The 20,915-nt window shown below is 60.2% G+C and carries 20 protein-coding genes; 11 read left to right on the top strand and 9 right to left on the bottom strand.

The window, feature by feature from the left end; translation table 11 throughout:
• The first annotated feature begins 181 nt into the window (after positions 1–181).
• Entirely contained in the window at positions 182–463 is a 282-nt protein-coding gene (locus tag HF257_RS06980; protein ID WP_003188840.1) for an HU family DNA-binding protein, read from the top strand.
• 80 nt (positions 464–543) lie between these two features.
• Here HF257_RS06980 and rlmF read toward each other — a convergent pair whose 3' ends face one another.
• The 5 genes from rlmF to HF257_RS07005 form a co-directional block, all read right to left on the bottom strand.
• A complete protein-coding gene (gene rlmF / locus HF257_RS06985; protein ID WP_185707729.1) occupies positions 544–1,563 on the bottom strand; it encodes a 23S rRNA (adenine(1618)-N(6))-methyltransferase RlmF in 1,020 nt (339 codons plus the stop codon).
• Positions 1,564–1,781: 218 nt separating this feature from the next.
• Positions 1,782–4,628, bottom strand: coding sequence for a valine--tRNA ligase (locus HF257_RS06990; protein ID WP_185707727.1), 2,847 nt, complete (start codon positions 4,626–4,628; stop codon positions 1,782–1,784).
• Between the two features lie 214 nt (positions 4,629–4,842).
• Positions 4,843–5,223 carry a DNA polymerase III subunit chi gene (locus HF257_RS06995; RefSeq protein ID WP_185707725.1) on the bottom strand — a complete coding sequence of 127 codons (381 nt, stop codon included), beginning with the start codon at positions 5,221–5,223 and terminating at the stop codon, positions 4,843–4,845.
• Between the two features lie 7 nt (positions 5,224–5,230).
• Positions 5,231–5,659, bottom strand: coding sequence for a DNA polymerase III subunit chi (locus HF257_RS07000; RefSeq protein WP_185707723.1), 429 nt, complete (start codon positions 5,657–5,659; stop codon positions 5,231–5,233).
• A 51-nt stretch (positions 5,660–5,710) separates the two neighbouring features.
• A complete protein-coding gene (locus HF257_RS07005; RefSeq protein WP_185707721.1) occupies positions 5,711–7,201 on the bottom strand; it encodes a leucyl aminopeptidase in 1,491 nt (496 codons plus the stop codon).
• Positions 7,202–7,485: 284 nt separating this feature from the next.
• Here HF257_RS07005 and lptF point away from each other — a divergent pair, with 284 nt between their 5' ends.
• From lptF to tadA, 10 genes are all read left to right on the top strand, one after another.
• A complete protein-coding gene (lptF, locus tag HF257_RS07010; protein WP_185707719.1) occupies positions 7,486–8,604 on the top strand; it encodes an LPS export ABC transporter permease LptF in 1,119 nt (372 codons plus the stop codon).
• Positions 8,597–9,676 (top strand): LPS export ABC transporter permease LptG, encoded by a 1,080-nt coding sequence (lptG, locus tag HF257_RS07015; protein ID WP_185707717.1) that lies wholly within the window; start codon positions 8,597–8,599, stop codon positions 9,674–9,676. Before lptF ends, lptG begins: the two co-directional genes overlap by 8 nt.
• 151 nt (positions 9,677–9,827) lie before the next feature.
• On the top strand, positions 9,828–11,627 hold the full coding sequence (lepA, locus tag HF257_RS07020; RefSeq protein ID WP_003188853.1) for a translation elongation factor 4: 1,800 nt from the start codon (positions 9,828–9,830) through the stop codon (positions 11,625–11,627).
• 5 nt (positions 11,628–11,632) lie between these two features.
• Complete coding sequence (gene lepB / locus HF257_RS07025) at positions 11,633–12,487, top strand: signal peptidase I (protein ID WP_185707715.1); 855 nt, start codon at positions 11,633–11,635, stop codon at positions 12,485–12,487.
• Positions 12,488–12,635: 148 nt separating this feature from the next.
• A complete protein-coding gene (gene rnc / locus HF257_RS07030; RefSeq protein WP_012722401.1) occupies positions 12,636–13,325 on the top strand; it encodes a ribonuclease III in 690 nt (229 codons plus the stop codon).
• On the top strand, positions 13,318–14,220 hold the full coding sequence (gene era / locus HF257_RS07035) for a GTPase Era (RefSeq protein ID WP_016978271.1): 903 nt from the start codon (positions 13,318–13,320) through the stop codon (positions 14,218–14,220). The genes rnc and era overlap by 8 nt, the downstream gene beginning before the upstream one ends.
• 165 nt (positions 14,221–14,385) lie before the next feature.
• Positions 14,386–15,069: a DNA repair protein RecO gene (recO, locus tag HF257_RS07040; RefSeq protein WP_185707713.1), complete on the top strand. Its 684-nt coding sequence runs from the start codon at positions 14,386–14,388 to the stop codon at positions 15,067–15,069.
• A 51-nt stretch (positions 15,070–15,120) separates the two neighbouring features.
• Positions 15,121–15,864: a pyridoxine 5'-phosphate synthase gene (pdxJ, locus tag HF257_RS07045; protein ID WP_185707711.1), complete on the top strand. Its 744-nt coding sequence runs from the start codon at positions 15,121–15,123 to the stop codon at positions 15,862–15,864.
• A gap of 250 nt (positions 15,865–16,114) precedes the next feature.
• A complete protein-coding gene (locus tag HF257_RS07050; protein WP_185707709.1) occupies positions 16,115–17,491 on the top strand; it encodes a multicopper oxidase family protein in 1,377 nt (458 codons plus the stop codon).
• Positions 17,491–17,988, top strand: coding sequence for a tRNA adenosine(34) deaminase TadA (gene tadA / locus HF257_RS07055; RefSeq protein WP_185707707.1), 498 nt, complete (start codon positions 17,491–17,493; stop codon positions 17,986–17,988). Before HF257_RS07050 ends, tadA begins: the two co-directional genes overlap by 1 nt.
• A gap of 141 nt (positions 17,989–18,129) precedes the next feature.
• Here the strand turns inward: tadA and cmoB are convergent, their stop codons facing one another.
• From cmoB to HF257_RS07075, 4 genes are read right to left on the bottom strand one after another with little or no spacing between them, the layout of a single operon-like run.
• Complete coding sequence (gene cmoB, locus HF257_RS07060) at positions 18,130–19,086, bottom strand: tRNA 5-methoxyuridine(34)/uridine 5-oxyacetic acid(34) synthase CmoB (protein WP_185707705.1); 957 nt, start codon at positions 19,084–19,086, stop codon at positions 18,130–18,132.
• Positions 19,083–19,826 carry a carboxy-S-adenosyl-L-methionine synthase CmoA gene (cmoA, locus tag HF257_RS07065; RefSeq protein WP_185707703.1) on the bottom strand — a complete coding sequence of 248 codons (744 nt, stop codon included), beginning with the start codon at positions 19,824–19,826 and terminating at the stop codon, positions 19,083–19,085. Before cmoA ends, cmoB begins: the two co-directional genes overlap by 4 nt.
• A 36-nt stretch (positions 19,827–19,862) precedes the next feature.
• Positions 19,863–20,519: a lysoplasmalogenase gene (locus HF257_RS07070; protein ID WP_185707701.1), complete on the bottom strand. Its 657-nt coding sequence runs from the start codon at positions 20,517–20,519 to the stop codon at positions 19,863–19,865.
• 1 nt (position 20,520) lies between these two features.
• Positions 20,521–20,910, bottom strand: a complete 390-nt coding sequence (locus tag HF257_RS07075; protein ID WP_185707699.1) for a protease inhibitor I42 family protein — start codon at positions 20,908–20,910, stop codon at positions 20,521–20,523.
• Between the last annotated feature and the right edge of the window lie 5 nt (positions 20,911–20,915).

The following is a 20,915-nucleotide window of genomic DNA, read 5'->3' on the forward strand; positions in this document are numbered from 1 at the left end:
GCCAAGTCTCGGCGTTAAGCGTGCATTCAGCATCTGTCAGGTCGAACCAATCCCCGTTTCAAGCATCTATAACCCCGATCTCCGTGGTTATAGCCGGGGGTGCCAGGCCATGACGGTCGGGCTCGACGGCTGACACTGCACTCTGCAATCCATATGAATTTGATAGGGAAGGAACACCACAATGGCTATTACTAAAGACCAACTGATCGCTGACCTGGCTGAAGCAGTAGACGCACCGAAAACTACCGTGCGCGCCCTGCTGGACCAACTGAGCCAAGTTGTTGCCGATCAGCTGGAAAACGGCGGCGAAATCACTCTGCCAGGCGTTGGCAAACTGAAAGTGACCGAGCGTCCTGCCCGTACTGGCCGTAACCCTTCGACTGGCGCTGCCATCGAAATCGCTGCCAAGAAAGTTATCAAGCTGGTTGTGGCCAAAGGCCTGACCGACGCTGTTAACAAGTAAGACGCAGCAAAAAAAACCGTGCTCCGGAGCGATCCGGGCACGGTTTTTTGTTGCCTGCGATTTGTAGGCGCGGGCTGGGTTTAGTCGCGAACCCAGCGCTGGCGCCAGATCTGCTGCTCGTTCTTGGTCTGGAACGTCCAGGCCACGAAGCGGCTTTGTTTCTGCCCTTGGGACATTTCCACTACTTGGCTTTCCAACACCCCGGCCTTTTTCAGTGCCGTCTCGATCGCGGGCAAATTCGACGCTTTCGACACCAGCGTGCTGAACCACAACACCTTGTGGGCAAAGTGCGCGCTCTCGGCGATCAATTGCGTCACGAAACGCGCTTCACCGCCTTCACACCACAACTCGGCCGATTGGCCACCGAAGTTCAGCACCGGCAATTTGCGCTTGGGATCAGCCTTGCCCAAGGCGCGCCATTTGCGCTCGCTGCCTTTGGTGGCTTCGTCCATGGACGCATGGAACGGCGGGTTGCACATGGTCAGGTCAAAGCGTTCACCCGGCTCCAGCAAGCCCAGCAGGATCTGCTTGGGGTTGGTTTGCTGACGCAGTTGGATGACCTTGCTCAGGTCATTGGACTGCACGATGGCCTTGGCTGCGGCGACCGCGATAGGGTCGACTTCCGAACCCAGGAAGTTCCAGCGGTACTCCATATAGCCAATCAGCGGGTAGACGCAGTTGGCGCCCATACCGATGTCCAACACCTTGACAATGGAGCCACGCGGAACCTTGCCGTCGTTGTTGCTTGCCAGCAGGTCGGCGAGGAAATGCACGTAGTCCGCACGCCCTGGCACCGGCGGGCACAGGTAGTCGGCCGGGATGTCCCAGTGCTGGATGCCATAGAAGGATTTGAGCAGCGCCCGGTTGAACACCCGCACCGCATCCGGGCTGGCGAAGTCGATGCTCTCTTTGCCATACGGGTTGATGATCACGAACTTCGCCAATTCTGGCGTGGTCTTGATCAGCGCCGGGAAGTCGTAACGGCCCGTGTGGCGGTTGCGCGGGTGCAGGGTGGCCTCTTTGCGCGGCACTACCGGTTTGGCTGTGGCGGCGGTTTTAGGCTTCTTGCGTGGAGGCTTGGGCGTGCTGGGGGCGGTCATGTCAATTCTGGGTTTGGCTCAAAGAGGGCGCTATTGTCACACATTCCCAAGGTGATCTCGGTTAAATGTGGGAGCGGGCTTGCTCGCGAAGGGGGTGCAGCAGAGACAGATTCAGTGCCTGACACACTGCATTCGCGAGCAAGCCCGCTCCCACATTGATTGGGTTTTCAAGCCCAAAAAAAGAGGCCCGAAGGCCTCTTTCTTACACAGGTTCCACCTTACAGGCTGGAAATCCGCGCATGTTGCTCCGCCAGTTTGCCCAAGGCTTGTTCAGCCTCAGCCAGCTTGGCGCGTTCCTTGTCGATCACTTCGGCTGGCGCCTTGTCGACGAACGCCGCGTTGGACAGCTTGCCGCCCACTCGCTGCACTTCGCCTTGCAGGCGTGCAATTTCCTTGTCGAGTCGGGCCAGTTCGGCACCCTTGTCGATCAGGCCAGCCATTGGCACCAGCACTTCCATCTCGCCGACCAGAGCGGTAGCGGACAGTGGCGCTTCAGCATCAGCCGCTAATACGGTGATGGATTCCAGCTTCGCCAGCTTTTTGAGTAGCGCATCGTTCTCAGCGAGACGACGCTGGTCTTCGGCACTGGCGTTCTTTACAAACACCGCCAATGGCTTGCCCGGACCGATGTTCATCTCGGCGCGGATGTTGCGCGTGCCGAGCATCAGGGTCTTGAGCCATTCGATATCGCTTTCGGCGGCCTCATCAATGCGCGCTTCGTTGGCCACTGGCCAAGGTTGCAGCATGATGGTCTTGCCTTCGATACCGGCCAGCGGCGCCAGGCGCTGCCAGATTTCTTCGGTGATGAACGGCATGAACGGATGCGCCAGGCGCAGGGCCACTTCCAGCACGCGTACCAGGGTGCGACGGGTGCCGCGCTGGCGTTCGATCGGCGCGTTTTCATCCCACAGCACGGGCTTGGACAGTTCCAGGTACCAGTCGCAGTATTGGTTCCAGATGAACTCGTACAGGGCCTGTGCGGCCAGGTCGAAACGGAACTGGTCGAGCTGGCGGGTCACTTCGGCTTCGGTGCGCTGCAGCTGCGAGATGATCCAGCGATCGGCCAGGGACAGCTCGACCTCTTCGCCGTTCTGGCCGCAGTCTTCGCCTTTATCCAGCACGTAGCGTGCGGCGTTCCAGATCTTGTTGCAGAAGTTGCGATAGCCTTCGACGCGGCCCATGTCGAACTTGATGTCGCGACCGGTGGACGCCAGCGAGCAAAAGGTGAAGCGCAGGGCGTCGGTGCCGTAGCTGGCGATGCCGTCGGCGAACTCGTCGCGGGTCTGCTTCTCGATCTTCTTCGCCAGTTTTGGCTGCATCAGGCCCGAGGTGCGTTTCTGCACCAGGGTTTCCAGGTCGATGCCGTCGATGATGTCCAGCGGGTCCAGGACGTTGCCCTTGGACTTGGACATCTTCTGGCCCTGGCCGTCACGTACCAGGCCGTGCACGTACACGGTCTTGAACGGTACCTGCGGGGTGCCGTCCTCGTTCTTCACCAGGTGCATGGTCAGCATGATCATCCGGGCAACCCAGAAGAAAATGATGTCGAAACCGGTGACCAGCACGTCGGTAGAGTGGAATTTCTTGAGGAATTCGGTCTGCTGCGGCCAGCCCAGTGTGGAGAAGGTCCACAGGCCCGAGCTGAACCAGGTGTCCAGTACGTCGTTGTCCTGTTGCAGCGCAACGTCGTCACCGAGGTTGTGCTTGGCGCGCACTTCGGCTTCGTCGCGGCCTACATAGACCTTGCCCGACTCGTCATACCAGGCTGGAATACGGTGGCCCCACCACAGCTGACGGCTGATGCACCAATCCTGGATGTCACGCATCCACGAGAAGTACATGTTCTCGTACTGTTTTGGCACGAACTGGATGCGGCCATCTTCCACGGCAGCGATGGCAGGTTCTGCCAGCGGCTTGGTGGAGACATACCACTGGTCGGTCAGCCAAGGCTCGATGATGGTGCCAGAGCGGTCGCCCTTCGGCACTTTCAGGCCGTGGTCGTCAACGCTCACCAGCAAACCGGCGGCGTCGAAGGCGGCAACGATCTGCTTGCGCGCTTCGAAACGGTCGAGGCCGGCGTATTCGGCCGGGATCTTGCCGTCGATGCTTTCGTTCAGCGTGCCGTCCAGGTTGAACACCTGGCAGGCGGGCAGCACGGCGGCGTTCTTGTCGAAGATGTTCAGCAGCGGCAGGTTGTGACGCTTGCCGACTTCGTAGTCGTTGAAATCGTGGGCCGGGGTGATTTTCACGCAGCCGGTGCCGAATTCAGGGTCGCAGTAGTCGTCAGCGATGATCGGGATGCGACGGCCAACCAGTGGCAATTCGACGAATTTGCCGATCAGTGCCTGGTAGCGTTCATCGCTCGGGTTAACGGCAACGGCGGCGTCGCCGAGCATGGTTTCCGGACGCGTGGTGGCGACGATCAGGTAGTCGTTGCCCTCGGCAGTCTTGGCGCCGTCAGCCAGCGGATACTTGAGGTTCCATAGGAAACCTTTTTCGTCGTGGTTTTCCACTTCGAGGTCGGAAATCGCCGTGTGCAACTTGGTGTCCCAGTTGACCAGACGCTTGCCGCGGTAGATCAGGCCGTCTTCATGCAGGCGCACGAAGGCTTCTTTCACGGCTTCTGACAGGCCGTCGTCCATGGTGAAGCGCTCGCGGCTCCAGTCAACGGACGAGCCCAGGCGACGGATCTGACGGCTGATGTTGCCGCCGGACTGGTCTTTCCATTCCCAGATTTTTTCCAGGAATTTCTCACGGCCCAGGTCGTGACGGCTCTGGCCGGTGGCTTCAAGTTGGCGTTCCACCAGCATCTGGGTGGCGATACCGGCGTGGTCGGTGCCCGGTTGCCACAGGGTGTTGCGGCCCTGCATGCGGCGGAAACGGATCAACGCATCCATGATTGCATTGTTGAAGCCATGGCCCATGTGCAGGCTGCCAGTGACGTTCGGTGGCGGAATCATGATGGTGTAGGAATCGCCCGCGCCTTGCGGGGCGAAATAATTCTCGGATTCCCAGGTGTTGTACCAGGAAGTTTCGATGGCGTGCGGCTGGTAGGTCTTATCCATGCGCGGCGGGACCCTAGTTGGCATTTATTCAGGAAAGCCGGCAAGTATAACGGGGGATAGGGGAGAGGGCGAGGTGAAGACTGGCTGGAACTGTACATAGATCAAAATGTGGGAGCGGGCTTGCTCGCGAATGCGGTGGATCAGTCAATCCATTTGCTGACTGACATACCGCTTTCGCGAGCAAGCCCGCTCCCACAGGGGATCTGTGTTTAATTCAGGATTGGTACTGGCTCAGCAACCGCTCCATCCGCGCATCCAGCCGACGCTTGATCTCGGTTTCGATATGCGGGGCAAAGTCATCGATCACGTCTTGCATGATCAATTGCGCGGCGGCGCGCAGTTCGTTGTCCAGGTGCAGCAGCAGGGCGTCGGGCGCCTTTTCAGCAGGGGCGGGTTCGACAGCGGGTGGGGGGGCAACGGGCTCCGGCGCAGCGGGCTTGGCATTGACCATGTCGAACAGCAGCGGAATCTGTACCTCGCCATCGACCGATTCGGTCAGCAGCGGCGGTTGCAAGTCATCATCACCCAGCAACTGGCGGATCGACTCAAGGTCATCCAACAGGTGGTCGTCTTTTTTAAGGTTGGGAGTGTCCATCATTTACTCAAAGTCGTTGTAGCCGGTGATCCTGCAAAGGATAGCCCTGTTCGCGATAGAAACGGAAACTCTCCCGCGCCGCCTGACGAATAGCCGGGTCTTCCACCACCACCTCTGCCACGCGGGCAAACGCCTTGGCGAACGGCGGCACTTTCAGGTCCAGGTTCACCAGCAGGTCATGGTGATCGCCGCAACTGTCTCCCAGTCCGAGTACTACCAGGCTTTCGGGTTCTGATTCGGCAGGGCCATGGGGCACGAAGCTTTCGCCCTTGAAGCGCCACAGGCGGGCGTCGAGTTCGTCGCGTTGGGCGCCATCGCTGCAATGCAGGTAGATACGGTGGCCCATGCGCCAGGCTTTTTCGGTGAGTTTGCAGGCAAAGTCCAGGCGCGCGAGCGGGTCGGCGCTGGGCAATATATAGAAGTCGACTTGGGTCATTGCGGTTCCTGAGACCGGAGCGGCGTAATGGCCGCTCCGGAATCTTCAGTTTCAGGCCTTGGCGCGGTCCAGCAGGTACTGGGTCAACAGGGGAACCGGACGGCCAGTGGCGCCTTTGTCCTTGCCGCCGCTGGTCCAGGCAGTACCGGCGATGTCCAGGTGAGCCCAATTGAAGTTCTTGGCAAAGCGCGACAGGAAGCAGGCCGCCGTGATGGTGCCGGCTTTCGGGCCGCCGATGTTGGCGATGTCAGCGAATGGGCTGTCCAACTGTTCCTGGTACTCATCGAACAGCGGCAGTTGCCAGGCGCGGTCGTCGGCAGCCTTGCCGGCGCTGAGCAGTTGCTCGATCAACTCGTCGTTGTTGCCCAGCAGGCCCGAGGTATGGGAGCCCAGCGCAACGATGCAGGCACCGGTCAGGGTGGCGATGTCGATCACCGCTTGTGGCTTGAAGCGCTCGGCGTAGGTCAGTGCATCGCACAGCACCAGGCGGCCTTCGGCGTCGGTGTTGAGGATTTCGACGGTCTGGCCGCTCATTGTAGTAACGATGTCGCCCGGACGCGCCGCACCGCCACTTGGCATGTTCTCGGCGCAGGCCAGGATGCACACCAGGTTGATCGGCAGCTTGAGTTCCAGCACGGCGCGCAGGGTACCGAATACGCTGGCGGCGCCGCCCATGTCGTACTTCATCTCGTCCATGCCCAAGCCTGGCTTGAGGCTGATGCCGCCAGTGTCGAAGGTGATGCCTTTACCCACCAGGGCGTAGGGCTTCTCGGACTTCTTGCCGCCGTTGTATTGCATCACGATCAAGCGTGGCGGCTGGTCGCTGCCTTGGCCCACGGCGTAGAACGAGCCCATGCCCAGTTCCTTGATCTTCTTCTCGTCCAGGACTTCAACCTTGAGACCCTTGAACTCCTTGCCCAGCGCCTTGGCCTGTTCGCCCAGGAAAGTGGGGTGGCAGATGTTCGGCGGCAGGTTGCCCAGGTCGCGGGTGAACGACATGCCATTGGCGATGGCCGTCGCGTGGGTCACGGCGCGCTCGACTTCAGCCTGGGCGGCCTTGATGGTCAGCAGGGTGATTTTTTTCAGGGCGCGGGGTTCGGCCTTGGTGCTCTTGAACTGGTCGAAGAGATAGCCGCCGTCCACCAGGCTTTCTGCCAGCAGGCGGGTCTTGCCGTAGCTGTCGCGGCCTTTTACGACGACTTCATCCAGCGCCAGGGTCGCATCGCTGCCGCCCAGGCCCTTGAGGGTGTTGAGGATGCCACTGATGATCTTGCGGAACGGACGGTCGCCCAGTTCGGCGTCCTTGCCCACGCCGACCAGCAATACGCGGTCGGCCTTGAGGTTGGGCAGGCTTTGCAGCAGCAGGCTCTGGCCGACTTTGCCGGCCAGGTCGCCGCGCTTGAGGACTGCGCTGATCGCGCCGCCGCTCAGTTCATCGAGTTGCTTGGCGGCAACGCCGAGCTTGCGGCCTTCGCCAATGGCGACCACGAGGGTGGCGGTTTTCAACGTTTCGGGGCTAACGCTTTTTACAACCAATTCCATTTTCGGGTCCCTTATAAAGGTCGGAGAGCCTTGCGTCTGTACGCAGGCTTTAATGCTTGGCAACTGTGTAAGTCGCCAGCGACAAAGGCCGCAGTTTGAACCTCGCCGACGGAGCCTGACAACCCTTGCCGGCAGCTTTGTGCATGTGTGCAGAGCTTGCTCCGTGACAGGCGCAGCCAATCACAGGATAATGCGCCATCTTTTTAGCCGGCCCCTTCAAAAGGGCTGACTCGGTATGCTTGCTTGTTTGGCCGCCTTAGCCTGACAACCCTGGAGTGTCTGGTTTGATCGTCTTCCGTTATCTGTCCCGCGAAGTCCTGTTGACCCTGAGTGCCGTGAGTGCGGTGCTGCTGGTCATCATCATGAGTGGTCGTTTCGTCAAATACCTGGCCCAGGCTGCCTCTGGCGCCCTGGACCCAGGCTCGTTGTTCCTGATCATGGGCTTTCGACTGCCGGGCTTTTTGCAGCTGATCCTGCCATTGGGCCTGTTTCTCGGGATCCTGCTGGCATACGGACGCCTGTACCTCGAAAGCGAAATGACCGTGCTCTCGGCCACCGGCATGAGCCAGCAACGCCTGTTGGGCATGACCATGATCCCGGCCGCCGGCGTCGCGCTGATCGTGGCCTGGCTGAGCCTGAGTCTGGCCCCTCAGGGCGCCATGCAGTTCCAGCTGGTATTGAACAAGCAGGACGCGATGACCGAGTTCGACACCCTCGAACCCGGCCGTTTCCAGGCACTCAATGACGGCTCACGCGTGACCTACACCGAGACGCTGACCGAAGACCGCGCCAACCTCGGCGGTGTGTTCATCTCCGAGAAACGCCTGGGGCAAGACAAGAAAGACCGTGGCATCTCCGTGCTGGTGGCCGATTCGGGTCGCCAGGAAGTGCGCCCGGACGGCAGCCGCTACCTGATCCTGGAAAACGGCTACCGCTATGACGGCAGCCCCGGCCAGGCGGATTACCGCGCCATCAAGTACGACACCTATGGCGTAATGCTGGCGCGCCCGGACGTGAGCGACGAGGTGACTGACCGCGACGCCATCCCGACGTCCGACCTGTTCGGTAGCAACGAATTGCGCTCCATTGCCGAGTTGCAATGGCGTATCTCCCTGCCGCTGCTGGTCTTTATCGTCACGCTGATGGCGGTGCCGCTGTCCCGTGTGAATCCGCGTCAGGGCCGCTTCCTCAAGCTGCTGCCGGCGATTCTGTTGTACATGGCCTACCTCACCATCCTGATTTCCGCCCGCGGCTCCCTGGAGAAAGGCAAGCTCTCGCCGACCCTGGGCCTGTGGTGGGTACACGGGATCTTCCTGGTGATCGGCCTGGGGCTGCTCTATTGGGAACCTATCCGCTTGAAAATGTTGAGCCGTCGTGGCCAGAAGGAGTTGGCTCGTGGCTAAACTCGATCGCTACATTGGTAGCAGCGTACTGATCGCCATCCTGGCGGTATTGGGCATCATCCTGGGTTTGGCGTCGCTCTTCGCCTTCATCGATGAAGTGGGCAACGTCACCGACACCTATACCGTGTGGGACGTGCTCAGCTATGTAGCGCTGACCGCACCGCGTCGCCTGTACGACATGATGCCCATGGCAGCGCTGATCGGTTGCCTGATCGGCCTGGGCAGCCTGGCCAGCAACAGCGAACTGACCATCATGCGCGCTGCCGGTGTTTCCATCGGCCGGATCGTCTGGGCGGTGATGAAACCGATGTTGCTGCTGATGCTGTGCAGCGTGCTGATCGGCGAATACGTGGCGCCGCCGGCCGAAACCACAGCCCAGGCCAATCGCGCCCTGGCCCAGGGTTCGGGTGATGCGCAGAGCTCCAAGCACGGCCTGTGGCACCGTCAGGGTGACGAGTTTATCCACATCAACGCCGTGCAACCGGGTGGCCTGTTGATTGGTGTGACTCGCTATACCTTCGACAAAGAGCGGCACATGCTGTCGTCCAGTTTCGCCAAACGTGCGCAGTACGGCAGCGATAAGTGGCAACTGACCGACGTTACTACCACTTATTTCCGCAATATCGGCCAAGGCACCAAGGCCAGCACTGAAGTGATCAACGTGCCGACCGAGCAATGGGATATCGCGCTGAAGCCTGAGTTGCTCAATACGGTGGTGATGATTCCTGAAAGCCTGCCGATCTCCGGGTTGTGGGGCTACATCCACTACCTGAAGGACCAGGGCCTGAATAATGGCCGCTACTGGCTGGCGTTTTGGGTCAAGGTGTTGCAGCCGGTGGTGACCGCCGCGCTGGTGTTGATGGCGATCTCGTTCATCTTCGGTCCGTTGCGCTCCGTAACCCTTGGCCAGCGCGTGTTTACGGGTGTGTTGGTAGGTTTCACCTTCCGTATCGCCCAGGACTTGCTGGGCCCGTCGAGCCTGGTATTCGGGTTCTCGCCGCTGTTTGCGGTGCTGGTGCCGACGGCAATCTGCGCCCTGGCCGGGTTCTGGCTGTTGCGCCGAGCCGGCTGATACCTCGCTTATGCTCAAAAAATGCCCCGGTCGAGAGACCGGGGCATTTTTGTTCTGGTCAGCAAAGATGACGTCTGGCCTGAGCATCAGGTACAATTCCCGGCTATTTTTCAGCGGGCAATCTGCCTGCAGCCTTTTTGAGTGTTGATCCGTGAGTGATTTGAGTCATATCCGCAATTTCTCCATCATCGCCCACATTGACCATGGCAAGTCGACGCTGGCCGATCGATTTATCCAGATGTGCGGCGGCCTTGCCGAGCGTGAAATGGAAGCCCAGGTACTGGATTCCATGGACCTCGAACGCGAGCGCGGGATCACCATCAAGGCCCACAGCGTGACGCTGTACTACAAAGCCAAAGACGGCATTACCTACCAGCTGAACTTCATTGACACCCCGGGCCACGTCGACTTCACCTACGAAGTCAGCCGTTCCCTGGCGGCCTGTGAAGGTGCCTTGCTGGTGGTTGACGCAGGCCAGGGCGTTGAAGCGCAATCGGTTGCCAACTGCTACACCGCGATCGAGCAGGGCCTGGAAGTCATGCCCGTGCTGAACAAGATCGACCTGCCGCAGGCTGAGCCTGAACGCGTCAAGGAAGAGATCGAGAAGATCATCGGCATCGACGCCACCGACGCCGTCACCTGCAGCGCCAAGACCGGCCTGGGTGTCGACGAAGTGCTCGAACGCCTGGTACACACCATTCCAGCGCCAACCGGCAACTACGAAGATCCGCTGCAAGCGTTGATCATCGACTCCTGGTTCGACAACTACCTGGGCGTTGTTTCCCTGGTACGCGTGCGCCACGGTCGTGTGAAGAAGGGCGACAAGATCCTGGTCAAATCCACCGGCAAGATCCACTTGGTGGACAGCGTCGGTGTATTCAACCCCAAGCACACTGCGACCGTTGATCTGAAAGCCGGTGAAGTAGGCTTCATCATCGCCGGTATCAAGGACATTCACGGTGCACCGGTAGGTGACACCCTGACCCTGAGCTCCACGCCGGACGTCGACGTGCTGCCAGGCTTCAAGCGTATCCAGCCGCAGGTCTACGCCGGGCTGTTCCCGGTCAGCTCCGATGACTTCGAAGACTTCCGTGAAGCCCTGCAAAAGCTGACACTCAACGACTCGTCGTTGCAGTACACCCCGGAAAGCTCCGACGCCCTGGGCTTTGGCTTCCGTTGTGGCTTCCTGGGCATGCTGCACATGGAAATCATCCAGGAGCGCCTTGAGCGCGAATACGACCTGGACCTGATCACCACCGCGCCAACGGTTATTTTCGAACTGTTGCTGAAAACCGGTGAAACGATTTACGTCGACAACCCGTCCAAGCTTCCGGACCTGTCGGCCATCGAAGACATGCGCGAGCCTATCGTGCGGGCCAATATCCTGGTTCCGCAGGAACATCTGGGCAACGTCATTACCCTGTGTATCGAAAAACGTGGCGTACAGCGCGACATGCTGTTCCTCGGTACCCAGGTACAAGTGACCTACGACATGCCGATGAACGAAGTGGTCCTGGACTTCTTCGACCGCCTCAAATCCACCAGCCGTGGCTATGCTTCGCTGGATTACCATTTCGATCGTTACCAATCGGCTAATCTGGTGAAGCTGGATGTGTTGATCAACGGCGACAAGGTAGATGCCCTGGCACTGATCGTGCACAAGGACAACGCGCACTACAAAGGTCGCCAGTTGACCGAGAAGATGAAAGAACTGATTCCGCGCCAGATGTTCGACGTCGCGATCCAGGCCGCCATTGGCGGGCAGATCATTGCACGGACCTCCGTCAAGGCTCTCAGAAAGAACGTACTGGCCAAATGCTACGGCGGTGACGTAAGTCGTAAGCGCAAGCTGCTCGAGAAGCAAAAGGCCGGTAAAAAACGCATGAAGCAAGTAGGCAACGTGGAAGTTCCACAAGAAGCCTTCCTTGCGGTGCTCAGGTTGGATAGTTAGGTCCTATGTCGCTAAATTTCCCGCTGTTGCTGGTCATCGCCGTTGCCGTTTGCGGTCTCTTGGCGTTGCTCGATCTGGTGTTCTTCGCCCCGCGTCGTCGGGCGGCTATCGCGTCCTATCAGGGCAGCGTCAGCCAGCCCGATGCCGTGGTCGTCGAGAAGCTGAACAAAGAGCCTCTGCTGGTTGAATACGGCAAGTCGTTCTTCCCGGTGTTGTTCATCGTGCTGGTGCTGCGTTCGTTCCTGGTGGAGCCGTTTCAGATCCCTTCGGGGTCGATGAAGCCTACCCTGGACGTGGGTGACTTCATCCTGGTGAACAAGTTTTCCTACGGGATCCGCCTGCCGGTGATCGACAAGAAGATCATCCAAGTCGGTGACCCGCAGCGCGGCGATGTCATGGTGTTCCGCTACCCAAGCGACCCGAACGTCAACTACATCAAGCGCGTGATCGGCCTGCCGGGTGACGTGATTCGCTACACCGGCGACAAGCGCCTGTTCATCAATGGCGAGTCGGTGGCCGAGACCTTGATCGGCTCCGAGCCGAATTCATTGGGCAGCGCCGAGCTGTACCAGGAAAAACTCGGTGCGGTAGAGCATGAAATCCGCAAGGAAATGACGCGCTACCGGGCACAGCCTGATGGTGAATGGAAGGTGCCTGCCGGGCACTATTTCATGATGGGCGACAACCGTGACAACTCCAATGACAGCCGCTACTGGAATGACCCCACCATTCCCAAGGACCTGCTGGGCATGGTTCCCGACGAGAACATCGTCGGCAAGGCCTTCGCGGTCTGGATGAGTTGGCCAGAATCCAAACTCAGCCACCTGCCGAACTTCTCGCGGGTCGGGCTGATCAAGTAATACAGGCGGCGCTGTGAACACAGCGCCGAATGCTTTTCTGGGGCTTGGACATTTTTTCGGCCTCATGCGGTACCAACCAGGATTTGAATTTGAACACTGCGTCAATCGTCGATGGCCGCCGGTGCCACCAACTAGATATGGATAAACCGTGACCGTTTCTCTAGCACGTCTCGAGCGTCAGCTCGGCTACACCTTCAAGGACCAGGAACTGATGGTTCTTGCCCTCACACACCGCAGCTTTGCAGGGCGCAATAACGAGCGCCTGGAATTCCTCGGTGATGCCATCCTCAATTTTGTCGCCGGTGAAGCGCTGTTCGAGCGTTTCCCTCAAGCCCGTGAAGGCCAGCTGTCGCGTCTGCGTGCGCGCCTGGTAAAGGGCGAGACCCTGGCGGTGCTGGCCCGTGGTTTCGGCCTGGGTGAATACCTGCGCCTGGGGTCCGGCGAGTTGAAGAGCGGTGGTTTCCGCCGTGAGTCGATCCTGGCCGACGCCCTCGAAGCGCTGATCGGTGCGATCTACCTCGATGCCGGCATGGAAGCGGCCAAAGAGCGGGTCACCGCCTGGCTGACCTCCGAAATCGAAAGCCTCACACTGGTCGACACCAACAAAGATCCAAAAACCCGCCTGCAAGAGTTCCTGCAGTCCCGCGGTTGCGAACTGCCACGTTACGAAGTGGTGGATATCCAGGGTGAGCCCCATTGCCGAGTGTTCTTCGTGGAATGTGAAATCACCTTACTGAACGAAAAAAGCCGAGGTCAGGGTGTGAGCCGTCGTATTGCCGAACAGGTAGCGGCCGCTGCAGCACTGATTGCCCTGGGCGTGGAGAATGGCCATGACTGATTCAACCGCAACACGCTGTGGCTATGTTGCCATCGTTGGCCGCCCGAACGTGGGTAAGTCGACGCTGCTGAACCACATCCTCGGCCAGAAGCTCGCGATCACCTCGCGCAAGCCGCAGACTACCCGTCACAACATGCTGGGCATCAAGACCGAAGGCAACGTGCAAGCGGTCTACGTCGACACCCCCGGCATGCACAAAGGTGGCGAGAAAGCCCTCAACCGCTACATGAACAAGACCGCTTCGGCGGCGTTGAAAGACGTCGACGTGGTGATTTTCGTGGTTGACCGCACCAAGTGGACCGACGAAGACCAGATGGTCCTTGAGCGTGTGCAATATGTCACTGGCCCTTTGATCGTGGCGCTGAACAAGACCGACCGCATCGAAGACAAAGCCGAGCTGATGCCGCACCTGAGCTGGCTGCAGGAACAACTGCCGAACGCCCAGATTATCCCGATCTCGGCCCAGCACGGCCACAATCTCGATGCTCTGGAGCGCGTGATCGCTGAGCACCTGCCGGAGAACGAGCACTTCTTCCCGGAAGACCAGATCACCGACCGCAGCAGCCGTTTCCTGGCCGCCGAACTGGTGCGCGAGAAAATCATGCGCCAGATGGGTGCCGAGCTGCCGTACCAGATCACCGTTGAAATCGAAGAGTTCAAGCAGCAGGGCAAGACCTTGCATATCCACGCGCTGATCCTCGTCGAACGTGACGGCCAGAAGAAAATCATCATTGGCGACAAGGGCGAGCGCATCAAGCGCATCGGCACCGAAGCGCGCAAGGACATGGAGTTGCTGTTTGATTCCAAGATCATGCTTAACCTGTGGGTGAAGGTTAAGGGTGGTTGGTCCGATGATGAGCGTGCGCTGCGCTCCCTGGGCTACGGCGACCTGTAACTGATCCTCGGAACACCGCAGGACTAAAAATGTGGGAGCGGGCTTGCTCGCGAATGCGGTGGATCAGGCATGCATGTGCCAACTGATCCGCCGCATTCGCGAGCAAGCCCGCTCCCACATTAGGTTTGTGTAGTTTTCAACAATGCATTCCAACAGTGAGCCCCCATGTCCCAACCCCTCAGCCAACCCGCCTACGTCCTGCACAGCCGCGCCTACCGCGAGACCAGCGCCCTAGTGGACTTCCTCACGCCCCAAGGCCGCCTGCGCGCAGTTTTGCGCAGCGCTCGGGGCAAGGCAGGCACGCAGGCGCGGCCTTTCGTGGCGTTGGACGTGGAGTTCCGAGGCAAAGGCGAGCTGAAAAACGTCGGCCGCCTGGAAAGCGTCGGTGCCTCGGCCTGGCTCAATGGCGAAGCCCTGTTCAGCGGCCTCTACCTCAACGAACTGTTGATTCGCCTGTTGCCTGCCGAAGACCCGCACCCGGCGGTCTTCGATCACTACGCTGCGACCCTGCTCGCCTTGGCCGAAGGGCGACCGCTGGAACCCTTGTTACGCGCCTTCGAATGGCGCCTGCTCGACGACCTGGGCTACGGGTTTGAACTGGCCAACGACCTGCACGGCGACCCCATCGCAGCCGACGGCCTGTATCGCCTGCAAGTGGACGCCGGTCTTGAGCGTGTGTACCTGCTGCAACCTGGTCTGTTTCAAGGCACCGAGCTACTGGCTATGAGCGAAGCCGACTGGAGCGCCCCCGGCGCGTTGTCTGCCGCCAAGCGCCTGATGCGCCAGGCGCTTGCCGTGCACTTGGGCGGAAGGCCACTGGTCAGTCGCGAGTTGTTTCGAAAGCCCTGACAACCCCGTGTATGCTGTGCGGCGTTTCTTTCCCTTTTCAGGAGCGCTTCCGTGACCACCAGCAATCGCATTCTTCTTGGCGTCAACATCGACCACGTCGCTACCCTGCGCCAGGCTCGGGGCACCCGTTACCCTGACCCGGTCAAGGCCGCGCTGGACGCCGAAGAAGCGGGCGCCGACGGCATTACCGTGCACCTGCGCGAAGACCGCCGCCACATCCAGGAGCGCGACGTGCTGGTGCTCAAGGACGTGCTGCAAACCCGCATGAACTTCGAAATGGGCGTCACCGAAGAGATGATGGCGTTCGCCGAGCGCATCCGCCCGGCGCACATCTGCCTGGTGCCGGAAACTCGCCAGGAACTCACCACCGAAGGTGGCCTCGACGTCGCCGGCCAGGAAGCACGGATCAAGGCTGCGGTGGATCGCCTGTCGCAGATCGGCAGTGAAGTCTCACTGTTCATCGACGCCGACGAGCGCCAGATCGAAGCCTCCCGCCGCGTCGGCGCGCCGGCGATCGAACTGCACACCGGCCGTTATGCCGACGCCACCACCCCCACCGAAGTGGTGGATGAACTGCAACGCATCATCGACGGTGTCGCCGTCGGCTTGCGTGAAGGCTTGATCGTCAACGCCGGCCATGGCCTGCACTACCACAACGTCGAAGCTGTGGCTGCGATCAAGGGCATCAACGAACTGAACATCGGCCACGCGCTGGTGGCTCATGCGCTGTTCGTCGGTTTTAAAGGCGCTGTGGCCGAGATGAAAGCCCTGATCCTGGCGGCCGCCAAGGCCTGACCTAACACCGTCTAAAAGCCACTGAAGATCAAAAAATGTGGGAGCGGGCTTGCTCGCGAAAGCGGTCTGTCAGCTGATTAATCTTTGGCTGACCCACCGCATTCGCGAGCAAGCCCGCTCCCACATTTGATCTTTGGTGTACCCAGAGTTCGGGCATGCGGCAATGCGAAGCCTTACTGTTTAGGCCATGCAGGTGTATCGTATCTGCCCTTTGCAGGCCTTGTGCCTGCGGCAGATACGCGAGGTTGTTGTGTCCCGATCCTTTTCCCGTCGACAAATCCTGGGTGGCCTTGCAGGCCTGGCCGTCGTAGGCGTCGGTGCCGGTGGCGCCTACCGCTACTGGCTGGGGAAAGTCGCCGAGGCCGAGGCAGGGCACGATTACGAGTTGATCGCTGCGCCGTTGGACGTGGAACTGGTGCCGGGGCACAAGACCCAGGCCTGGGCGTTCGGCCCTTCGGCGCCGGGTACCGAGTTGCGCGTGCGCCAGGGCGAATGGCTGCGGGTGCGTTTTATCAACCACCTGCCGGTCGCTACCACCATCCACTGGCATGGCATCCGCCTGCCACTTGAAATGGACGGCGTGCCCTACGTCTCACAGTTGCCGGTACTGCCCGGCGAATACTTCGACTACAAATTCCGCGTGCCCGACGCCGGCAGCTACTGGTATCACCCCCACGTGAACAGCAGCGAAGAACTCGGCCGTGGCCTGGTCGGCCCGCTGATTATTGAAGAGCGCGAACCCACCGGCTTCAAGCACGAACGCACCTTGAGCCTGAAAAGCTGGCACGTGGACGAGGAGGGAGAGTTCGTTGCGTTCAGTGTGCCGCGTGAAGCGGCGCGTGGCGGTACGGCGGGGCGCTTGTCGACTATCAATGGCGTGTCCCAAGCGGTGGTCGATTTGCCGGCGGGGCAGATTACTCGCGTGCGCCTGCTCAACCTCGACAACACCTTGACCTATCGCCTCAACATTCCCGACGCTGAAGCACAGATCTATGCACTGGACGGTAACCCGGTCGAACCGCGCCCGTTGGGCAAGGAATACTGGCTGGGCCCGGGCATGCGCATCTGCCTGGCGATCAAGGCGCCGCCCGCGGGGGAAGAGCTGTCGATTCGAAATGGACCGGTGCGCTTGGGTACGTTCCGCTCCGTGGCCAACACCGACGCGCCTACCGAGTGGCCACCCGCATTGCCCGCCAACCCGATTGCCGAACCGGACCTGGCCAATGCCGAGAAACTCAACTTCAATTTCGAGTGGGTCGGCACGGTATCCGTGGATGACGGCAAGCCACCGAGCCTGTGGCAAATCAACGGCAAGGCCTGGGACATCACCGACAAGACCTGTGCCGACCGCCCGATTGCCAAGCTGGAAAAGGGCAAGAGCTACATTTTCGAATTAAAGAACATGACCCAGTACCAACACCCCATTCACCTGCACGGCATGAGCTTCAAGGTAATCGCCTCGAACCGCCACAAGGTGATTCCGTACTTCACCGACACCTACCTGTTGGGCAAGAACGAGCGCGCACGCGTGGCGTTGGTGGCGGATAACCCAGGGGTGTGGATGTTCCATTGCCACGTGATCGACCACATGGAAACCGGCCTGATGGCCGCCATCGAGGTGGCGTGATGCGCCAGTTTCGGCCCACCGCGATCATCGACCGCAGCCGCGACCAGGACTTCATGCGCGAAGCCCTGGCCCTTGCCGCCCAAGGTGCTGCATTGGGTGAAGTGCCTGTGGGGGCAGTGCTGGTGCAGGACGGTGAAATCATCGGCCGTGGCTTCAACTGCCCCATCAGCGGCAACGACCCCAGCGCCCATGCCGAGATGGTCGCCATTCGCGCCGCTGCACAGGCCATCAGCAACTATCGGCTGGTGGGCAGCACGCTGTATGTGACGCTGGAGCCGTGCAGCATGTGCGCGGGCTTGATTGTGCATTCGCGGGTTGCGCGAGTGGTGTATGGGGCGCTGGAGCCAAAGGCGGGGATTGTGCAGAGCCAGGGGCAGTTTTTTACCCAGGGCTTTCTGAATCACAAGGTGCTGTTTGAAGGCGGTGTGCTGGCAGAAGAGTGCGGCACGGTGCTGAGCGAATTCTTCAAGGCTCGCCGTGCCAAGCCCCCGCTCTAAAGAACACAGGGGAGCAAATGTGGGAGCGGGCTTGCTCGCGAATACGGTGTGTCAGCCAAGTATAGGGTGACTGATCCACCGCATTCGCGAGCAAGCCCGCTCCCACATTTTGATCTTTGTTTCTTCAGGGAGAGCTCAGCGTTACTTCTTGGCGATAATCACCGCCCGCATCGGCGCCGGTAGGCCTTCGATGGTTTTGCTGTGGTCCTCTGGATCGAGGAAATCACTGAGGGACTGATACTTCATCCACTCCGTACCCCGTTGTTCTTCCACAGTCGTGACGCTCACGTCCACACACCGCACATCACTGAACCCCGCGCGCCGCAGCCACAGCATCAACGCCGGCACCGAGGGCAGGAACCACACGTTGCGCATCTGTGCATAGCGGTCTTCCGGTACTAGCACTTGCTGTTGATCACCTTCGACCACCAGGGTTTCGAGTACCAGCTCTCCGCCCTTCACCAAGGTGTCCTTCAGCGCCAGCAAATGCTCGATGGGCGAGCGACGGTGGTAGAACACACCCATGGAAAACACGGTGTCGAAGCCTTCCAGATTCGCCGGCAAGTCTTCGAACGGGAATGGCAGATGCCAGGCTTTCGGTTCCGACAGGTAACGCTGCACGGCCTGGAACTGGCAGAAAAACAACCAGTTCGGGTCCACGCCAATCACGCTGTCGGCGCCGGCGCCGAGCATGCGCCACATGTAGTATCCGTTGCCGCAACCGACGTCGAGGATGCGCTTGCCCTTCAAGTTCAGGTGCGGTGCTACCCGTGACCACTTCCAATCCGAGCGCCATTCGGTATCGACGTGCACGCCGAAGAGATGGAACGGGCCTTTGCGCCATGGGCTCAGGCCCATCAACGCGGTGTGCATTTGTGTGCGGGTGCTGTCGTCGCAATCGGTGTCAAGTGTCAGGCCATTCAGCAGGTCGACTTCGCTGGGCTGGATCTTCGGCAGCGCATCCAACGCACTCTGCCAGCGCTCCAGGTCGCCATGGCCTTTTTCCATCTTGCTATCGAGTTGCGCTTGCAGGCCCTGGGCCCACACGGCCAAGGGAGTGCCGACCAAATGGCGGGCGAGGGGGGACAGATCAATCATGGCAAGGCAATCAACGAGGCAAAGTTAAGACATTGGAACCACGGCACGACTTTCGAAAAACCCGCCGCCAGCAGGCGTTCGCTGTGTTCTTCGAGGCTGTCGGGTTTCATCACGTTTTCGATGGCGCTACGTTTCTGGGCAATTTCCAGTTCGCTGTAGCCGTTGGCGCGTTTGAACGCGATATGTAAATCGGTGAGCAACGCGTGCTCTTCGGCATCGTTGAAGCGCAGCTTTTCCGAGAGGATCAACGCACCGCCCGGCAACAACGATTGGCGGATGCGTGCGAGCAACGCCAGGCGCTCATCGGGTGCGATGAATTGCAGCGTGAAGTTCAGCGCCACCACCGAGGCCGGTTGGAACTGCAGCGCGAGGATATCGCCCTCGATCACGTCGACCGGCAGCAGCTCCTGGAACATCGAGTCCTGGCCATTGAGGTACTCACGGCAGCGCTCGACCATCGCCGTCGAGTTATCCACCGCGATCACCCGGCAGCCGTCGGTGCGCACATGGCGGCGCAAGGCTTGGGTCACGGCGCCGAGGGATGAGCCGAGGTCGTAGAGCACACTGTTGGGTTGGGCAAACTGCGCCGCGAGTACGCCGAGGTTTTCGACAATCGTCGGGTAGCCCGGCACCGAGCGCTTGATCATGTCGGGGAACACCCGCACCACGTCCTCGTTAAAGGCGAAGTCCGGCACCTGGTTCAGGGGCTGGGCGAATAGGCGATCGGGTTCTTTGCTCACGGTTGTTCCGGCAGTGATGTGGGAAAGGCCGGCATTTTAGCCAAGTTGGTCCTCGTGTGCGCGGGTTGTCTGATAGAAAGCAGACGCCGTGATACCCCATTGGCCCAGCCAGTAGGTGACGATCAATAAATAGGGCGCCGCATCGAACGCCAGCACGAATCGGTTGATGCCGATCAGCGTGTCAGAAAACACAAACGAGGCTGCGCCCGCCGCCGCCAACAACGCGGAGCGCTTTGGCACTTGGCTGCCCAACCGTGCCAACGCACGCCAAAGCATGGTGCTGATCACTAGCGCATACACCACCACCGGAATCAGCAGGTCGCCTAGGCCGTGGGAGATCAGGATGCTCAACAGAATCGCGCCCACGCCCAGCGCCAGCAACAACGGCAGGAGCGCCAAGCGGCGACAGTCGCTGAGATAGGCCTTGAGGTAGGCCAGGTGCGCAAACAAGAAGGCGCCGAGCCCAAAGATGAACAGGTCGCCTGGCCAGGCAAGCAACACATCGCCGACCAATGAAAAAATCAGCCCCAGGCTGATCCAGCGTCGATAGTCGGTGGGCGGCGCATCATGCAGCCAGCCCAACAACGCCAGCACCGGCAACGGCTTGACCAGCAGGCACAGCAATGTGGCATGGGTGGTCAGGCCGTAGATAAACGTGCCGGCGCCCATCAACGCAAGAATCAGCCATGGCATATCAATTCACCGTAATGGCGCAGTCGAAGGTTTCGGCAGGCTCGGCTTCTGGCTCCCAAGGTTGCTGGGAGGTGACCCGAAGTCGACCATTGCCTGCCGCGAAGGCCTGGAAGCGCCAGGTGGACTGGCCGCCGCCACCGATCACGCCGGATTCCGAGCTGCTGTAGACCTCAGGGCTCAGCGCGCGCAGCACGCCGCCGGCAGAATCCTGGATGGCCCAACGGTAGCCGGTGGTGGGGTTGCTGGGCAGGGTAAGGATCAGGTTTTGCCCGGTTTTAAGCACAAGCGGGCAGGCGCTCTGGTTTTCCACGGTGACGTTTTGCTTCGGCGCACTGGCGCACGCAGCCAGCAGGGCAAGGCTCAAGGGGAGAAGCAGGCGGGCAGCGGTCATGGGGG

The sequence above is a fragment of the Pseudomonas cremoris genome, assembly GCF_014230465.1.